Raw genomic sequence first — 16,599 nt, forward strand, 5'->3', positions numbered from 1 at the left:
GTATTTTATGAGTATACAGTTAACCACAACCATCTTTGAGTTCCTTCTATTTCTTGTTCGTGCCTATACTTTTGGTATGATTATTTATATTTTTATGTCCTGGTTACCAGGGGCGAGGGAAAGTACGATTGGGAGATGGATGGCGAAAATTTACGAACCATTTTTGGAACCATTTAGGCGTATTATTCCGGCGCTAGGTATCATTGATATCTCTCCTATTGTCGCATTTTTGGTTCTTAATTTATTTCAACGTGGTTTAGTTGCGATTTTCAATGTTATTCTTCGATCTTTTTTTAATTCATGATTGTCAGTCGTAACTATAAACCATATACCGATATAAAATAGACTGTTGAACGCGTTTGATATGTGTTCAACAGTCTCTTTTTTTATCATCAATTGGGCGGAATAAATACTTTCGTATGTTAAAGAGAAATCCTTTAAATGTATATTTGAGTATAGACGTGTATGTTTCATGAGATGTCTTATCCCACGCTAATTTTATATCCAGAAACTTGTTTATCACATGCCAAAGGTGCAAGGTTTTGTTGTGTGGTCTCTGGATAAAATTCCTAAAACGCAAAATTTCGTATGATTGTTATGTATGGAACAACCAACAATCTTTCGAATGAAAGTGACGAATATTTTACGTATGGAAAATAACAGCATTTGAAAGTAACAAAATTTATTCTGAAACACGTTTCTAAATTTTGACAACTATTGAAAAACTGAACGTAAGCGCTTACAATTACCTTGTGAATGCATATTGTAGTAGAGGTGGTGATGATGATGAGATTTTATAAAGTACTCGTTCCTATGATTGAAGCAAATTTTGAAAATATGACAAATACAGAAAAAGAAGTGGCAGAGTACTTTTTAAAGCAAAATTCGTTAGGTGATTTATCTACGGAGTTGATGTGTCGTGAACTTCATGTGTCAAAGGCCACTTTAACCCGCTTTGCAAAAAAATGTGGTTTTACGGGTTTTAGTGAATTTTTATTTCACTATAGAGAAATGATGAGAGAAAAAGAAGATATATTAGCTTATAAAGATTTAACTCAAAAAGTGTTGTTTGATTATGAAGAAATGTTGCGAAAAAATTATTCTATTCTTAATGAGAATCAACTAGAGCGCATTATAGAAATGGTGGATCAGGCTGAACGCGTTTATTTATATGGCAAAGGGAGCTCGGCCCTAGCGCTTAAAGAGATGAAAATGAGATTTATGCGTTTAGGAATCATTTGCGAAGTGATTGAAGATGATGACATGTTCGTTTGGAATAATTTGCTTGTCGATACGACTTGTCTCGTCATTGGTGCTTCCATTTCAGGTAAAACCAGTTCAGTGTTAAATGCACTGGCATCTGCTCAAAAACAAGGTGCTCAAACCGTTTTGATGACGACTCGAAATTTTGCAGATCACGATTTAACCTGTGATGAAACGTTATTATTAGCAGCAAATAAAAATTTGTCATATGGCAATATTATTTCACCTCAAATTCCTATTTTACTCATGGTAGATTGCTTGTTTTCTTACTATTTAGAAAACCCGAATCGAAGAATGAATTATGATCAAACGATTATTGAAAAAGAAGAATAGGAATGTTTTGGATACTAAATAGTGTTTCACAAAAATAAAATTAGTGAAAATGTTGTTATATTGTGATAGTAATTCATAAATTGATGAGAAGGAGAATAAAGATGAGAGATTTAACAAAGTATGAAGGGATTATTCCGGCATTTTATGCATGTTACGACGAACAAGGAGAAGTCAGTCAAGAGAGAGTAAAACAACAAGTTCAATATTTTATTGACAAAGGTGTACAAGGGATTTATGTCAACGGTTCCTCTGGGGAATGTATTTATCAAAATGTAGAAGACCGTAAAAAAATTATAGAAGCAGTGATGGAAGTGGCTAATGGCAAATTGACGGTCATTAATCATGTTGCTTGCAATAACACAAAAGACAGTGTAGCACTAGCTGCACACTCTGAAAAATTGGGTGTAGATGCCATTGCTGCGATTCCACCGATCTATTTTAAGTTACCCGAGTATTCAATCGAAACATACTGGAATACGATTAGTGAAGCAGCTCCCAACACAGATTTTATTATTTACAATATTCCACAATTAGCTGGGGTAGCCTTAACCGATCAATTATATGCAAAAATGCGTCAAAACTCACGTGTCATTGGTGTGAAAAATTCTTCAATGGCTGTACAAGATATACAAAGATTTGTTGCAGCAGGCGGTGAGAATTACATTGTTTTTAATGGTCCAGATGAACAATTTGTCGGTGGGCGCACAATGGGAGCGAAAGCTGGTATCGGAGGAACTTATGGTGTCATGCCAGACCTGTTTATTAAATTGGACGCGCTCATTCAAGCGCAAGATATTGCACAAGCACAAAAGTTACAATATGCAATCAATGAGATTATTGATGTGTTAGTTTCTGGTCATGCCAATATGTATGCGATTGCAAAAGAAGTGTTAAGAATCAATGAGCAATTAGATTTAGGTTCAGTCCGTGAACCGCTAGCCCCTTTAGACACATCAGATAAAGACATAGCGCAAGTTGCTACAAAGAAAATTAATGATACACGAAATGCCTTTTTATAATTTTAATATGAAGTCATCAATTAGATTTTTAAGGGAGTGTTTTTCATGAAAACAACGGGTTTTACTTTAATCGATTTAGTTGTTTTAATTGTTTATTTACTTGCTGTTCTAGTTGCGGGGCTTTATTTTTCGAAAAAAGAAATGCAAGGGAAAGAGTTTTTCAAAGGTGACGGTTCTGTGCCGTGGTATGTCACATCCGTTTCTATTTTTGCTACAATGTTAAGCCCCATTTCATTTCTAGGTTTAGCGGGTAACTCATACGCTGGAAGTTGGATCTTATGGTTTGCACAGCTTGGTATGTTAATTGCTATTCCTTTAGCGATTAAATATGTGCTTCCTATTTTTGCACGGATGGATATCGATACAGCATATGACTATTTGGAGCGACGTTATGAAGCAAAATCATTACGTGTCATTTCGGCACTCTTATTCATCATTTATCAATTGGGACGTATTTCGATTATTATGTATTTGCCATCTGTAGGGTTAGCGCGATTAACAGGAATCGACATTAATATTTTAATTATCCTTATGGGTGTCATTGCCATTGTTTATTCCTACACAGGCGGTTTGAAATCCGTACTTTGGACAGATTTTATTCAAGGTGTCATTTTATCTGGGGGTGCATTACTTGCGTTATTCGTGTTAATTAAAGATGTAGATGGCGGAATAGGAACGATAACAGAACAATTGGCGAATGGAAAATTTATTGGACCTACAGAAAAGATTTTTGATCCTAATATTTTGTCGAGTTCAATCTTCTTAATTATTATCGGTTCAGGTTTAACAATATTTTCATCGTATGCGTCTTCTCAAGACTTAGTACAACGTTTTACGACAACACAAAACATTAAAAAATTAAATAAAATGTTGTTGACGAACGGGGTGTTATCTTTAGGTGTTGCGACAGTATTCTATTTAATGGGAACAGGTCTATACGTGTTTTATAAATTACAACATGTCAGTGATGCGACAAATCAAATCCCGCAAGACCAAATCTTCATGTATTTTATTGCATATCAATTACCAGTAGGTGTGACGGGGATTATTTTAGCGGCGATTTATGCAGCGGCACAGTCAACCATTTCAACAGGCTTAAACTCAGTCGCGACATCATGGACGCTTGATATTCAAGATATTATTTCAAAAGGAATGTCAGATAAACATCGCACGCGAATTGCACAAATTGTATCTTTACTCGTTGGGGTATTTTCAATTGTGGTGTCCATTGTGATGGCACACTCAGATATTAAATCGGCTTATGAATGGTTCAATGGATTTATGGGTCTCGTTTTAGGACTTCTTGGTGGTGTTTTTGTCCTCGGTTTTGTAAGTAAAAAAGCAAATAAATATGGGGCTTATGCAGCATTAATTGTTTCAACCATTGTTATGGTTTGTATCAAGTATGTCTTGCCACCTGAAGCAGTGAACTATTGGGCGTATTCACTTATCTCAATCTCTGTATCATGCGTCACAGGTTACGTGGTATCTATTTTGACTGGAAATAAAGTGTCTGCACCTCAATATACAACAATTCATGATATTCCAGAAATTTTAGCGGATGGTTCTTGGGAAAAACGACATTAAACTGAAACGGGGGCAACTACATGATTATTGCTGAAAGAAAAGATTTTAAAAGATATGTTGCTATAAATCCACATTTTCATAAAGTTAACGACTTTTTAGCGAATACTGATTTGTCACAATTGGAAGAGGGACGCATTGATATTGATGGAGATAATGTATTTGCCAATTGTATGACGTATGTTGCAGATGGTGTAGCAGGGGGACAATTTGAGAACCATAAAAAATATATTGATATTCATCTTGTCATTCATAATACTGAAGAAATGGCAGTGAGTGCACTCCAAGATGCACGTTCAAAAGCAGAATTCGATGTAGAAAATGATTTTGAGTTGTTTGATAGTGATCATTATCAAATAATAAAATTAAATGAAAGTAATCTTCTTGTGACTTTTGAAGAAGACTTGCATCAGCCTAAAGTACGTGTAAATGACGACAACGTCAAAAAACTGGTCATTAAAGTTTTGAATTAACCGTGTCATCAATCGATGGACTGGAAATGAATGGCATATTAAAAGTCATCTTCCGTATAAATCTTATAAACCGAACATTCAAAATTAATGAGAAAGTAAGTGAAGGATAATGATAAGATATGGCATTGTAGGTACAGGTTATTTTGGAGCTGATTTAGCGAGATCTATTCGAAAAATTGATGATGCAGAGGTGACGGCAGTTTTTGATTCAAATCATGCAGAAGAAGTTGCAATGGAATTACAGGCGGACGTTTGTAACAGTTTAGATGAATTGGTGTGTAGAAACGATGTGGATTGTGTCATTGTGGCGTCTCCAAGTCACTTGCATCGTGAACCTGTGATTAAAGCGGCAGAGCATGGCAAACATGTATTTTGTGAGAAGCCAATTGCACTTAATTTTGAAGATTGTAAAGCGATGGTCGATGCGTGTCACACACATCAGGTGAAGTTTATGGCGGGACACATTATGAACTTTTTTAATGGTGTTCATCAGGCAAAGCGTTTAATCAGTGAGGGGCGGATAGGAAAAGTCCTTTATTGCCATGCGACACGTACAGGTTGGGAAGAACCGCAGTCCACTGTTTCTTGGAAAAAAATACGTGCGCAATCAGGAGGGCATCTGTATCATCATATCCACGAATTAGATTGTATACAGTTTATGATGGGAGGATTGCCAGAGCGGGTCACAATGGTTGGTGGTAACGTTTACCATAAAGGTGACCAGTTTGGTGATGAAGACGACATGCTAATCCTCACTTTAGAATATGATGACGATCGGTACGCTTTACTTGAATATGGGAATGCATTCCGTTGGGGAGAACATTACGTCCTCATTGAAGGAACAAAAGGAGCGATAAAACTCGATTTATATCAAACTGGCGGAACGCTACGTGTGAAGGGTGAGGACGACTCGCATTTCTTAATTCACGAAACACAAGAAGAGGATAATGAAAGAACGGCCATCTACACAGGTCGGGGGATGGATGGTGCGATTGCCTATGGTAAACCAGGGATAAGAACGCCATTATGGCTTCAAACATGTATCGATAAAGAAATGTCATATCTTCATCACGTATTAACAGGGGGAACGATATCTGAAGAATACTTGAAACTTTTAAATGGCGTGGCTGCATTAGAATCAATTGCGACAGCAGATGCGTGTACAATATCTTTGAATGAAGATAGAAAAGTTTCGCTAGATGAAGTGACTCAAGGCCTTTTGTAATCGCAGAGTATAATTTTCGAAGTATCATTAAATGAAATCATGTCAACGTTATGTATCTAAAATGTAAAAGGCTCGTTTCAATGACAATGAGCCTTTTATTATTTTTGATATTTTAAATGTTAAGGCGAGTCGCTGATTCTAAATATGTGTAAACAAGCCGTTTCCACTTCCTTATTCACTTCAATTAATGATAAACTGTATAAGCAACGTGATTCATATTGATCAATGTGAATGACAGTCGAATGTTAGGATTAATTAGGAAAAGGAGTTCCGCATTTGGATATTTATCAACACTTTCGTCCCGAAGAGCACGAACTAATTGATGATTTATTAGATAAAGTGCGACAAGCAGAAGCACAGTATGCACCAGTTTTGACACACTTTTTAGATCCGCGTGGTCAATATATTTTAGAGGTCATTGTCGGTAGTTTTAATGATTTAAAGGTCACATTCAACGGGGGATCTCAAGTTGAAAGATGTCGTGCGATCATTGCCCCAAATTATTTTGAACCGACTTTAGAAGATTTCGAGCTCAGTTTAATAGAAATTGATTATCCAGCTAAATTTGTAACAATACAACATCCACATGTGTTAGGGACTTTAATGTCATTAGGAATTGAACGTGAACAAGTCGGGGATATTATTGTGTCTGACCGCATACAATTCGTTTTGACAAAACAACTGGAATCATATATTATGTTAGAATTAACACGGATTAAAGGGGCAACAATTAAACTTAATGTTATCCCATTTGAAGATATGGTACAATCAAAAGTACATTGGGAAACGTTTGAAGCGACAGTGAGTGCGACACGGTTAGATGTCGTGCTTAAGGAAATGATACGTAAATCTCGTACAATTGCTAAAAACTATATACAGCGTAAGCGTGTCAAAGTGAATTATACTTTGATTGAAGCGGCTGATTTTCAACTTGAAGTCGGGGATTTGTTGTCCATTCAAGGTTATGGACGTGCAAAAATCACGAATATTGGAACACGTACTAAAAAAGATAAAATAAGGATCACCTATCAAACTTTATTTAAATAGTGTATGATGGAGGAGGACAAGAAATGGCTTTCACACCAAGTGAGATTAAAAACAAATCATTTACGCGTATTAAAAATGGTTTTGAACCTGCTGAAGTTGAACAATATTTAGAACAATTGAGTCATGAAATAGAGCGTTTAAAAGAGGATAAAAAACAACTAGAAAAAGTGTTAGAAGAACGTGATGCGCACATTCAATCGTTCAAAGAGGTCGAAAAATCAGTTGGCGAAGCGATTGTGAGTGCCCAACGCGCGGCAGATGAGACAAAGGCAGCTGCGCAAAAAGAACACGACGCCATCATTCAACGTGCACAGGCAGAAGCCAGTCGCATTGTCAATGATGGTTTAGAAAAGGCACGCCGACTCTCTTTCCAAACGGAAGATATGAAGCGGCAATCTAAAATTTTCCGTGCACGTTTTAAAATGCTCGTAGAAGCACAACTTGATTTATTAAAAAGTGATGATTGGGAATATTTGTTGAATTATGATCTTGATGCACAACAAGTGACAGAAGAAAATTTTCAACATTTAAATGAACAAGATATCACTGAACAAGAAAAGCAACAAGCGGAACAAAATAAAACAACGAAATCAGATAACGATACAGACAAGTAAAAGAGACCATCATCTGTACAGCGAACTAGGAGAGGTGAGAGCCTAGTAGATGACCTGTTTTAATATCACTGTATTGTCATTCACTAAAATAAATTCTAACGAGAGAACTCTAAGCTGAGTTAAACAGGGTGGTACCGCGGTTCGTCCGTCCCTGTCACTGAGCTTAGAGTTCTTTTGAGTTAAAGGAGTGTAATTAAAAATGGATTATAAAGATACTTTATTAATGCCAAAAACAAAATTTCCAATGCGTGGGGGCTTACCTACAAAGGAGCCTCAAATCCAACAGGAGTGGAAGGAAAAAGATTTATACCGTAAAATGCTAGCCAAAAATGAAGGGCAACCTTCGTTCATTTTGCATGATGGTCCACCATATGCGAATGGTAATCTACATATGGGTCATGCACTTAATAAAATTTTAAAAGATTTCATTAACCGTTATAAGACGATGCAAGGCTTTTATACGCCATACGTGCCTGGTTGGGATACGCATGGTTTACCAATAGAACAAGCGTTAACGAAAAAAGGAATTAACCGCAAAGAAATGACGACTGCTGAGTTTCGCGATAAGTGTCAAGCATTTGCATTAGAGCAAATTGAAAACCAGAAAAAAGACTTTTTGCGCCTTGGTATTACGGGTGACTTTGATAATCCATACATTACGTTAAAGCCGGAGTATGAAGCAGCGCAAATCCGGTTGTTTGGTGAAATGGCAGATAAAGGGTTGATTTATAAAGGGAAAAAACCGGTTTATTGGTCTCCATCAAGTGAATCATCATTGGCGGAAGCTGAAATTGAATATCATGATAAGCGTTCAGCTTCTATTTATGTGGCTTTTGACGTTAAAGATAGTAAAGGCGTTGTCGCTGATGATGCAAAATTTATTATTTGGACAACGACGCCATGGACGTTGCCGTCTAATGTTGCGATAACAGTGCATCCAGAACTTACTTATGTACAGATGAATGTAGAGGGAACACGTTATATTGTTGCTGAAGCGCGAGTTGATGACGTTGCTGAACAACTAGGGTGGAACAAAGACACCATCGTACGTGAACAAGACTTCAAAGGGACTGAACTTGAGTACATTGAAGCACAACATCCTTTTATTGATCGTATTTCTTTGATTATCAATGGTGAACATGTAACGACAGATGCAGGGACAGGTTGTGTGCATACAGCACCGGGTCATGGTGAAGATGACTATATCGTCAGTCAAAAATATGATTTAGAAGTGATTAGCCCGGTTGATGATAAAGGGGTTTTCACAGCCGAAGCTGGACAATTTGAAGGCTTGTTTTATGACAAAGCGAATCAACCGATTACAGAATTATTGACTGAAAAAGGGGCATTATTAAAACTAGACTTCATCACGCATAGTTATCCGCATGATTGGCGTACGAAAAAACCTGTTATTTTCCGTGCGACACCACAATGGTTTGCATCTATTTCAAAAGTGAGACAAGATATTTTAGACGCGATTGAAGAGACACAGTTTAAAGTAGATTGGGGTAAAACACGTATTTACAATATGATTCGTGACCGTGGTGAATGGGTGATTTCTCGCCAACGTGTATGGGGTGTGCCACTACCTGTTTTTTATGCTGAAAATGGTGACATCATTATGACTAAAGAAACCGTGTACCATGTGGCGGATTTATTTGAAAAGCATGGTTCTAATGTATGGTTTGAGCGCGATGCCAAAGATTTACTTCCAGAAGGTTTCACGCATCCGGGTAGTCCGAATGGTGTGTTCACAAAAGAAGAAGATATTATGGATGTATGGTTTGATTCGGGTTCTTCTCATCGTGGTGTCCTTGAGACACGTCCGGAATTAAGTTATCCGGCTGATATGTATTTGGAAGGCAGTGACCAATATCGAGGTTGGTTTAACTCATCGATTACGACATCAGTGGCGACACGTGGTCGTTCACCTTATAAAATGCTGTTATCACACGGATTTGTGATGGACGGTGAAGGTAAAAAAATGAGTAAATCACTGGGCAACGTCATCGTACCTGATACGATCGTTAAACAGAAAGGGGCAGATATCGCACGTTTATGGGTATGCTCAGTAGACTACCTCGCAGATGTACGTATCTCGGATGAAATCTTGAAACAAGTGGCGGATGTTTACCGTAAAATTCGTAATACATTACGTTTCTTATTAGGAAATATCCATGACTTTGACCCGGCAATGGACCACATCGCCGAATCAGAATTGTTAGAAGTGGATCGCTATATTTTGAATCGTTTACGTGAGTTTACAGCGCGTACACTTGATCATTATGAGGCGTTTGATTACTTAGATATTTATCAAGAAGTACAAAACTTCATTAATGTCGAATTAAGTAACTTCTATCTCGATTATGGTAAAGACATCCTCTATATTGAACAGGAAAATGCACATCAACGTCGTAGTATGCAAACGGTTCTTTTTGAAATCCTTGTCCGTATGACAAAATTGTTAGCACCGATTTTACCGCATACGACAGATGAAGTTTGGTCGCATATTGAACAAGTCGATGAGGAAAGTGTCCATTTAACCAATATGCCTGAAAGAGAAACAGTTGATCAAGCATTGTTAGATAAATGGAGTCAATTTATGGGATTACGTGATGATGTGAACCGTGCCCTTGAAGCGGCGAGAAACGAAAAAGTGATTGGGAAGTCGTTAGAGGCAAAAGTTAAAATAGCGAACAGTCCATCATTTGATACACTTGCCTTTTTAGAAGGCTTCACAAACTTACATCAACTCTTTATTGTCTCACAAGTAGAGTTAGTGGATACTTTAGAGGGTAATGTTTATGAATATGGCACGATTGCGATTTCTCATGCTGACGGAGAAAAATGTGCACGATGCTGGAATTATAGTGATGATTTAGGTCGCGTAGGAGAATTAGATCATTTATGTCCACGTTGTCAAGAAGTGGTTAAAACACTCATCACAGAATCGTAAAAGTGAAAGTGAGGCGATACAAGCACTTAAATGTGTGCGTATCGTCTTTTCTTTGTGGCATAAAGTGTGTTGATGAACGCAAAGAAACTTGATATGTCATCATCCAACTAGAAAAAGAATCTTAATCGCAATGCGTAAAAACGAAAAAGCATTGAAATGTTTACATTGCGAAAATATATCGTGTTATAATGAAGCGGTGATGAACAGAAAGGAATAAAATTATGAAACAACAATATTATATTGCTCTATCCATTGTTACGGTATTGATTATTTTGTTGGCAGACCAAATCACAAAATTTATCATCCGAACACAAATGGCAATAGGGGAATCTTTTGAAGTGATTCCTCACTTTTTATATATTACGTCTCATCGAAATAATGGGGCAGCTTGGGGAATACTCAGTGGCAAAATGACATTTTTTATTATCATTACTCTAGTGATATTAGTCGCGCTCATTGTCTTTTATATTAAAGAGGCGAAGCGTGATATGCTCATGCAAATTTCGATTAGCTTGTTGTTTGCAGGTGCATTAGGAAACTTCATTGATCGCGTGCGTAGTGGAGAAGTTGTGGATTTTGTCGACACGGTGATCTTCGGCTATGAATTCCCTATTTTTAATGTTGCGGATGCGAGCTTAACAATTGGTGTGATTTTATTGCTGATTGTGTTGCTGAAAGATCAGAATCGAAAGGGTAAGGTGTCGTAATGGAAAAACATGCATTCAAAATTGAATTACCGGCCCATCATTTACAGCGCATTGATAAAATTTTGCCTGAGTTTCATTCAGAATGGTCGCGCAGTCAAATACAGGACTGGATTAAATTGGGACTCGTGTCAGTAAATGGTAAGACAGTAAAATCAAATTATAAATTAAAAATGGGCGATCTCATTGAAGTGACTGAAAAAGAAGTTGTGGAAGCAGACATTCTTCCAGAGAATTTAAATTTAGACATTTATTATGAAGATGATGATGTTGCCATCGTGTATAAACCTAAAGGAATGGTCGTTCACCCTTCGCCGGGCCACTATTCGGGAACGTTAGTCAATGGTTTAATGTATCAAATTAAAAACTTATCTGGGATTAATGGTGAAATTCGACCTGGCATTGTACACCGTATCGATAAAGATACATCTGGGTTGTTGATGGTCGCTAAAAATGATGTCGCACATCGTAGTTTAGTCGCACAATTAATGGCAAAAACGGTTAAGAGAAAATACACCGCATTAGTTCATGGCCATATCCCACATGAGTTTGGAACGATAGACGCACCGATAGGTAGAAATAAAAATGATCGTCAAGCAATGGCCGTAGAAGACAATGGTAAAGAAGCGATTACACATTTTAATGTCATTGAAGCGTTTAAAAATTATACGTTGGTGGAATGTGAGCTTGAAACAGGACGTACGCATCAAATTCGTGTGCATATGAAGTATATCGGTTATCCGTTGGTGGGTGATCCGAAATATGGACCAAAGAAAACGCTAGATATTGGAGGACAAGCCCTTCACGCGGGTTTAATTGGCTTTGAACATCCTAAAACAGGAGCATATATTGAACGATCTGCGCCGCTACCAGAATCGTTCGAAGCGGTTATTGAACAAGTTCGTAAAGAAGACGTGTGAGCATAGTCATCTTTTTCAAGAAATTTCAAATATACTTTGACATTGAAGGATAAAAACGTTAACATTAATACAAGTTGAATGACAAACAATTAAAAAATGAAGGTCTTTAATAGAGAGTCCCGTGAGGCTCAAAAGACATGACGATATCATGGTGTATCCCGCGTTGTTGAATGATGGTGGAATCCGTACGAGAGACGGTTCATTGTCAGCGCATGGTGATACCCATCACTGACTAAACTCATGTCTAGATGAAGACATGAGTTTTTTATTAAGGAGTGAAATCAATGGCAGAACGTGTTGTATTAGATGAGGCCGCAATCAATCGTACAGTCACTAGAATTGCACACGAAATTTTAGAATACAACAAAGGTACAGATCACCTAGTACTGCTCGGTATTAAAACACGGGGTGAATTTTTAGCGCAACGCATTCAACAAAAGATTCAACAGATAGAAGATGTACAGGTGCCTACTGGAACGATTGATATCACGGATTATCGTGACGATATTGATTTCAGAGAACAACAAAAAGTGCCTGCATTCGATATTGACATTGATTTGAACCATCGCATTGTCATAATCGTCGATGATGTGCTTTATACGGGACGAACTGTACGTGCTTCTTTAGATGCGATTTTATTGCATGCGAGACCGAAAAAAATTGGATTGGCAACACTCGTAGATCGAGGTCATCGAGAGTTACCTATCCGTGCCGATTTCGTAGGGAAAAACATTCCAACAGCACAACAAGAAGCGGTCAATGTTTATTTAGATGAAATAGATCAACGTAATGCCGTTGTCATTACATAGCAACACCTTTTAATTCAGTACGAGAGACTGACAAAGGTCATATTTCAAACAGGATAAAGTTTCAACCTCATATGCAATGGACATGTCTATTGTATAAAGGTCTGTTTGATTCAACCTCAGTCTCTTACCATTAATGGTTAAGAGATTTTTTTATTGTGAAAGGAAGAGAATAATGGAAAATGAACAAATGTTTGAACGGACAGTCAAACCTGTACTGGACGTCAATGAAAAACCAAAAGCGGGGCAATGGGCCTTTTTAAGCTTACAACATCTATTTGCGATGTTTGGTGCAACGGTATTAGTCCCATTCTTAACGGGATTACCGGTATCATCGGCATTGTTAGCATCAGGTGTGGGAACACTGCTATACATCTTGATTACAAAAGGGAAAATACCAGCTTATCTTGGCTCAAGTTTTGCATTTATTACCCCGATTATTACAGGATTAAGTACGAATAGTTTAGGTGATATGCTCGTTGCATTATTTATGAGCGGAGTAATGTACGTCGTGATTGGTATCGCAATTAAAATCAGTGGGACAAATTGGCTGATGCATCTCCTTCCACCAGTGGTTGTTGGGCCTGTCATTATGGTGATTGGTTTAAGCTTAGCGCCTACTGCAGTCAACATGGCAATGTTTGAAAATCCGGGTGAAATGAAAGGTTACCAATTAAGTTTTGTAGCCGTTGCAGGTATCACATTACTCGTCACACTCATCATGCAAGGTTTTGCAAAAGGATTCTTCTCATTAATTCCTGTTTTAATTGGAATTGTTGTGGGATATATCACGGCGATTTTATTCGGCATGGTTAATTTTAAAACCATTGCTGAAGCAGCTTGGTTCCAATTTCCAGATATTTATATTCCTTTTGTTGACTATCACCCTTCTGTACATTTGGGGTTGATTGCGATCATGCTGCCTATCGTTTTCGTAACGGTAAGTGAGCATATCGGTCATCAGATGGTGATCAACAAAATTGTTGGACGTAACTTCTTTAAGGATCCTGGCTTACATCGCTCTATTATTGGAGACGGGGTCTCTACCATGTTTTCAAGTATTATCGGTGGTCCGCCGAGTACAACTTACGGGGAAAACATTGGTGTACTGGCCATAACAAAAATTTATAGCATCTACGTTATCGGAGGTGCAGCAGTCATCGCAATTGTACTTGGATTTATCGGTAAATTCACCGCACTTGTTTCTTCCATCCCAACACCAGTGATGGGCGGCGTATCCATCTTATTGTTTGGAACGATTGCTGCGAGTGGTTTGCGTATGATTGTAGAAAGTAAAGTCGATTTCACACAAAACCGTAATCTTGTCATTGCATCAGTGATTCTCGTGATTGGTATTGGTAACATGATGTTGAATTTATCTCAAGTCGGTGTACAACTCACAATTGAAGGCATGGCACTATCGGCAACAGCAGGTATCATTCTTAATTTGATTTTACCAAAACGTTAAAATAGGGGGCTTCACTTATTATGCAGCATCTTGTGTCTATGGAACATTTAACTCAAACAGAGATTGAAAGTTTAATTCGAAAAGCAATGCAATATAAAGCAGGGAAAGAAATACCTGACTTAAAAGGAAGGTACATCGCTAATTTGTTTTTTGAAAACTCTACGCGAACGAAATGCAGTTTTGAAATGGCAGAGCATCGTTTGGGGATTCAACAACTGCACTTTGAATCAAGTGCCTCTTCTGTACAAAAAGGAGAGTCATTATACGATACGTGTCGCACGTTACAAAGCATTGGATGTGACGCACTGGTCATTCGTCATCCACAAAATCATTATTATGAGCCTTTATTGAATATGGGGATTCCCATTATCAATGGGGGGATGGTAGCGGTCAACATCCGACACAAAGCTTACTAGATTTGATGACGATTTATGAAACATTTGGACGTTTTAAAGGATTAAAAGTCGTGATTTGTGGCGATATTAAAAATTCTCGCGTTGCGCGTAGCAATTATCACAGTTTAACGGCGCTCGGAGCACATGTCATGTTCTCTAGTCCAGATGTATGGAAAGACCATAGTATGGCAGCAGCTTACGTTGATTTAGATGAAGTGATTGAACAAGTTGATATTGTTATGCTTTTACGGGTACAACATGAACGTCATGGTGAAGGGAGTCAAAATTTTGATCCTGCCACTTATCATCGTCAATTTGGTTTAACGGAAACACGCTATGCGCGATTACAAGACCATGCGATTGTGATGCATCCCGCGCCGGTCAATCGCAATGTTGAAATTGCGGATACGTTAGTTGAAGCCCCGAAATCACGAATTTTTGAACAGATGGCGAATGGGGTTTATTTAAGAATGGCGGTACTCACTGAGATATTAAAAGGTTAAGGAGCGATAACGATGAAATTAATTCAAAATGCAAAAATGTTAGAAGCCGGAACGATGAAAAAAGTAGACGTACTCATCGAAGGGAAAAAGATAAAAGAAATCGCTGAAACGATTCCAGCTACAGAAGAAATGACAATTATCGATGCGCAAGGACACTTTTTAGCACCAGGTTTTATTGATGTGCATGTCCATTTGAGAGAGCCAGGTGGGGAGTATAAAGAAACGATTGAAACGGGGACGAAAGCCGCAGCACGAGGCGGGTTTACAACGGTTTGTCCAATGCCGAATACGAAACCAGTGCCGGATTCACTTGAACATTTAACCGCATTGAATCAACTTATCGAAACACATGCGCAAGTTCGTGTGCTACCGTATGCATCTATCACAGTGAGACAAGCTGGGCAAACGCATGTCGATTTTGAAACGTTGGCGGCTCATGGTGCGTTTGCATTTACGGATGATGGGGTTGGTGTACAACAAGCATCAATGATGTACGAGGCGATGCAACAAGCTAAAGCACAAAACAAGGCGGTTGTGGCACATTGCGAAGATAATAGTTTAATTTACGGTGGTGCGATGCATGAAGGAGAACGCAGTCGTGCATTAGGTATTCCGGGCATTCCTAGCATTTGTGAGTCTGTACAAATTGCACGAGACGTTTTACTCAGTGAAGCAACAGGATGTCACTATCATGTGTGTCACGTTTCTACAAAAGAAAGTGTGCGAGTCATTCGTGATGCTAAAAAAGCGGGTATTCCGGTAACGGCTGAAGTCACACCACATCATTTACTTTTAACAGAGGATGATATTCCAGGCGATAACGCGATTTATAAAATGAATCCACCTTTAAGAAGTCAGGCAGATAAAACAGCCTTAATCGAGGGATTATTAGATGGGACGATTGACTGTATTGCAACAGATCATGCACCACATGCTGCAGACGAAAAAGCGCAACCGATGACACGTGCACCGTTCGGCATTGTAGGGAGTGAAACAGCTTTTCCACTGCTGTATACACATTTCGTAAAAAATGGCGCATGGACATTACAACAGCTGGTTGATTATTTAACTGTAAAACCTGCAAATGTTTTTAATCTCCCTTATGGCAAATTAGAAGTCGGTAGCTTAGCCGATTTAACAATCATTAATTTGGATGATGTATATGAGATTAAAGCAGAAGATTTCTTATCAAAAGGTTCCAACACGCCTTTCTTAGGGCAAAAGGTATATGGTCAGCCGATTTTAACAATGGTTGAGGGCGATGTTCGATACAAGGAGGCACAATAAAC

The 16,599-nt window shown here is 38.1% G+C and carries 14 protein-coding genes and 1 pseudogene; all 15 read left to right on the forward strand.

Going from position 1 to position 16,599, the window contains the following annotated elements; all coding sequences use genetic code 11:
* Positions 1 to 7 precede the first annotated feature (7 nt).
* A complete protein-coding gene (locus tag B5P37_RS09990; RefSeq protein WP_085238074.1) occupies positions 8 to 304 on the forward strand; it encodes a YggT family protein in 297 nt (98 codons plus the stop codon).
* A 479-nt stretch (positions 305 to 783) separates the two neighbouring features.
* Positions 784 to 1,596 carry a MurR/RpiR family transcriptional regulator gene (locus tag B5P37_RS09995; protein ID WP_244898612.1) on the forward strand — a complete coding sequence of 271 codons (813 nt, stop codon included), beginning with the start codon at positions 784 to 786 and terminating at the stop codon, positions 1,594 to 1,596.
* 101 nt (positions 1,597 to 1,697) lie between these two features.
* Positions 1,698 to 2,615 carry a dihydrodipicolinate synthase family protein gene (locus B5P37_RS10000; protein WP_085238076.1) on the forward strand — a complete coding sequence of 306 codons (918 nt, stop codon included), beginning with the start codon at positions 1,698 to 1,700 and terminating at the stop codon, positions 2,613 to 2,615.
* Between the two features lie 45 nt (positions 2,616 to 2,660).
* Entirely contained in the window at positions 2,661 to 4,202 is a 1,542-nt protein-coding gene (locus tag B5P37_RS10005; RefSeq protein ID WP_085238077.1) for a sodium:solute symporter family protein, read from the forward strand.
* 20 nt (positions 4,203 to 4,222) lie between these two features.
* Positions 4,223 to 4,672, forward strand: a complete 450-nt coding sequence (locus B5P37_RS10010; RefSeq protein ID WP_085238078.1) for a NanQ anomerase/TabA/YiaL family protein — start codon at positions 4,223 to 4,225, stop codon at positions 4,670 to 4,672.
* Between the two features lie 109 nt (positions 4,673 to 4,781).
* Positions 4,782 to 5,897, forward strand: a complete 1,116-nt coding sequence (locus B5P37_RS10015; RefSeq protein WP_085238079.1) for a Gfo/Idh/MocA family protein — start codon at positions 4,782 to 4,784, stop codon at positions 5,895 to 5,897.
* Between the two features lie 276 nt (positions 5,898 to 6,173).
* Positions 6,174 to 6,944 (forward strand): YlmH family RNA-binding protein, encoded by a 771-nt coding sequence (locus tag B5P37_RS10020; RefSeq protein ID WP_085238080.1) that lies wholly within the window; start codon positions 6,174 to 6,176, stop codon positions 6,942 to 6,944.
* Between the two features lie 23 nt (positions 6,945 to 6,967).
* On the forward strand, positions 6,968 to 7,558 hold the full coding sequence (locus B5P37_RS10025) for a DivIVA domain-containing protein (RefSeq protein ID WP_085238081.1): 591 nt from the start codon (positions 6,968 to 6,970) through the stop codon (positions 7,556 to 7,558).
* 199 nt (positions 7,559 to 7,757) lie between these two features.
* Positions 7,758 to 10,514 carry an isoleucine--tRNA ligase gene (gene ileS / locus B5P37_RS10030; protein ID WP_085238082.1) on the forward strand — a complete coding sequence of 919 codons (2,757 nt, stop codon included), beginning with the start codon at positions 7,758 to 7,760 and terminating at the stop codon, positions 10,512 to 10,514.
* 221 nt (positions 10,515 to 10,735) lie between these two features.
* Positions 10,736 to 11,221: a signal peptidase II gene (gene lspA / locus B5P37_RS10035; protein ID WP_085238083.1), complete on the forward strand. Its 486-nt coding sequence runs from the start codon at positions 10,736 to 10,738 to the stop codon at positions 11,219 to 11,221.
* The gene (locus B5P37_RS10040) at positions 11,221 to 12,138 is read left to right on the forward strand and encodes an RluA family pseudouridine synthase (RefSeq protein ID WP_085238084.1); all 918 of its coding nucleotides are present in this window, start codon (positions 11,221 to 11,223) and stop codon (positions 12,136 to 12,138) included. The genes lspA and B5P37_RS10040 overlap by 1 nt, the downstream gene beginning before the upstream one ends.
* Positions 12,139 to 12,422: 284 nt before the next feature.
* Positions 12,423 to 12,947, forward strand: coding sequence for a bifunctional pyr operon transcriptional regulator/uracil phosphoribosyltransferase PyrR (gene pyrR / locus B5P37_RS10045; protein WP_085238085.1), 525 nt, complete (start codon positions 12,423 to 12,425; stop codon positions 12,945 to 12,947).
* A gap of 172 nt (positions 12,948 to 13,119) precedes the next feature.
* Positions 13,120 to 14,412: a uracil-xanthine permease family protein gene (locus tag B5P37_RS10050; protein ID WP_085238086.1), complete on the forward strand. Its 1,293-nt coding sequence runs from the start codon at positions 13,120 to 13,122 to the stop codon at positions 14,410 to 14,412.
* Between the two features lie 20 nt (positions 14,413 to 14,432).
* A pseudogene (locus B5P37_RS10055) lies at positions 14,433 to 15,310 on the forward strand (aspartate carbamoyltransferase catalytic subunit).
* Positions 15,311 to 15,322: 12 nt separating this feature from the next.
* Complete coding sequence (locus B5P37_RS10060) at positions 15,323 to 16,597, forward strand: dihydroorotase (RefSeq protein ID WP_085238087.1); 1,275 nt, start codon at positions 15,323 to 15,325, stop codon at positions 16,595 to 16,597.
* The last annotated feature ends 2 nt before the right edge of the window (positions 16,598 to 16,599 follow it).

Origin of the sequence: Staphylococcus lutrae, assembly GCF_002101335.1 — a bacterium.
Taxonomy (GTDB): Bacteria; Bacillota; Bacilli; order Staphylococcales; family Staphylococcaceae; genus Staphylococcus; species Staphylococcus lutrae.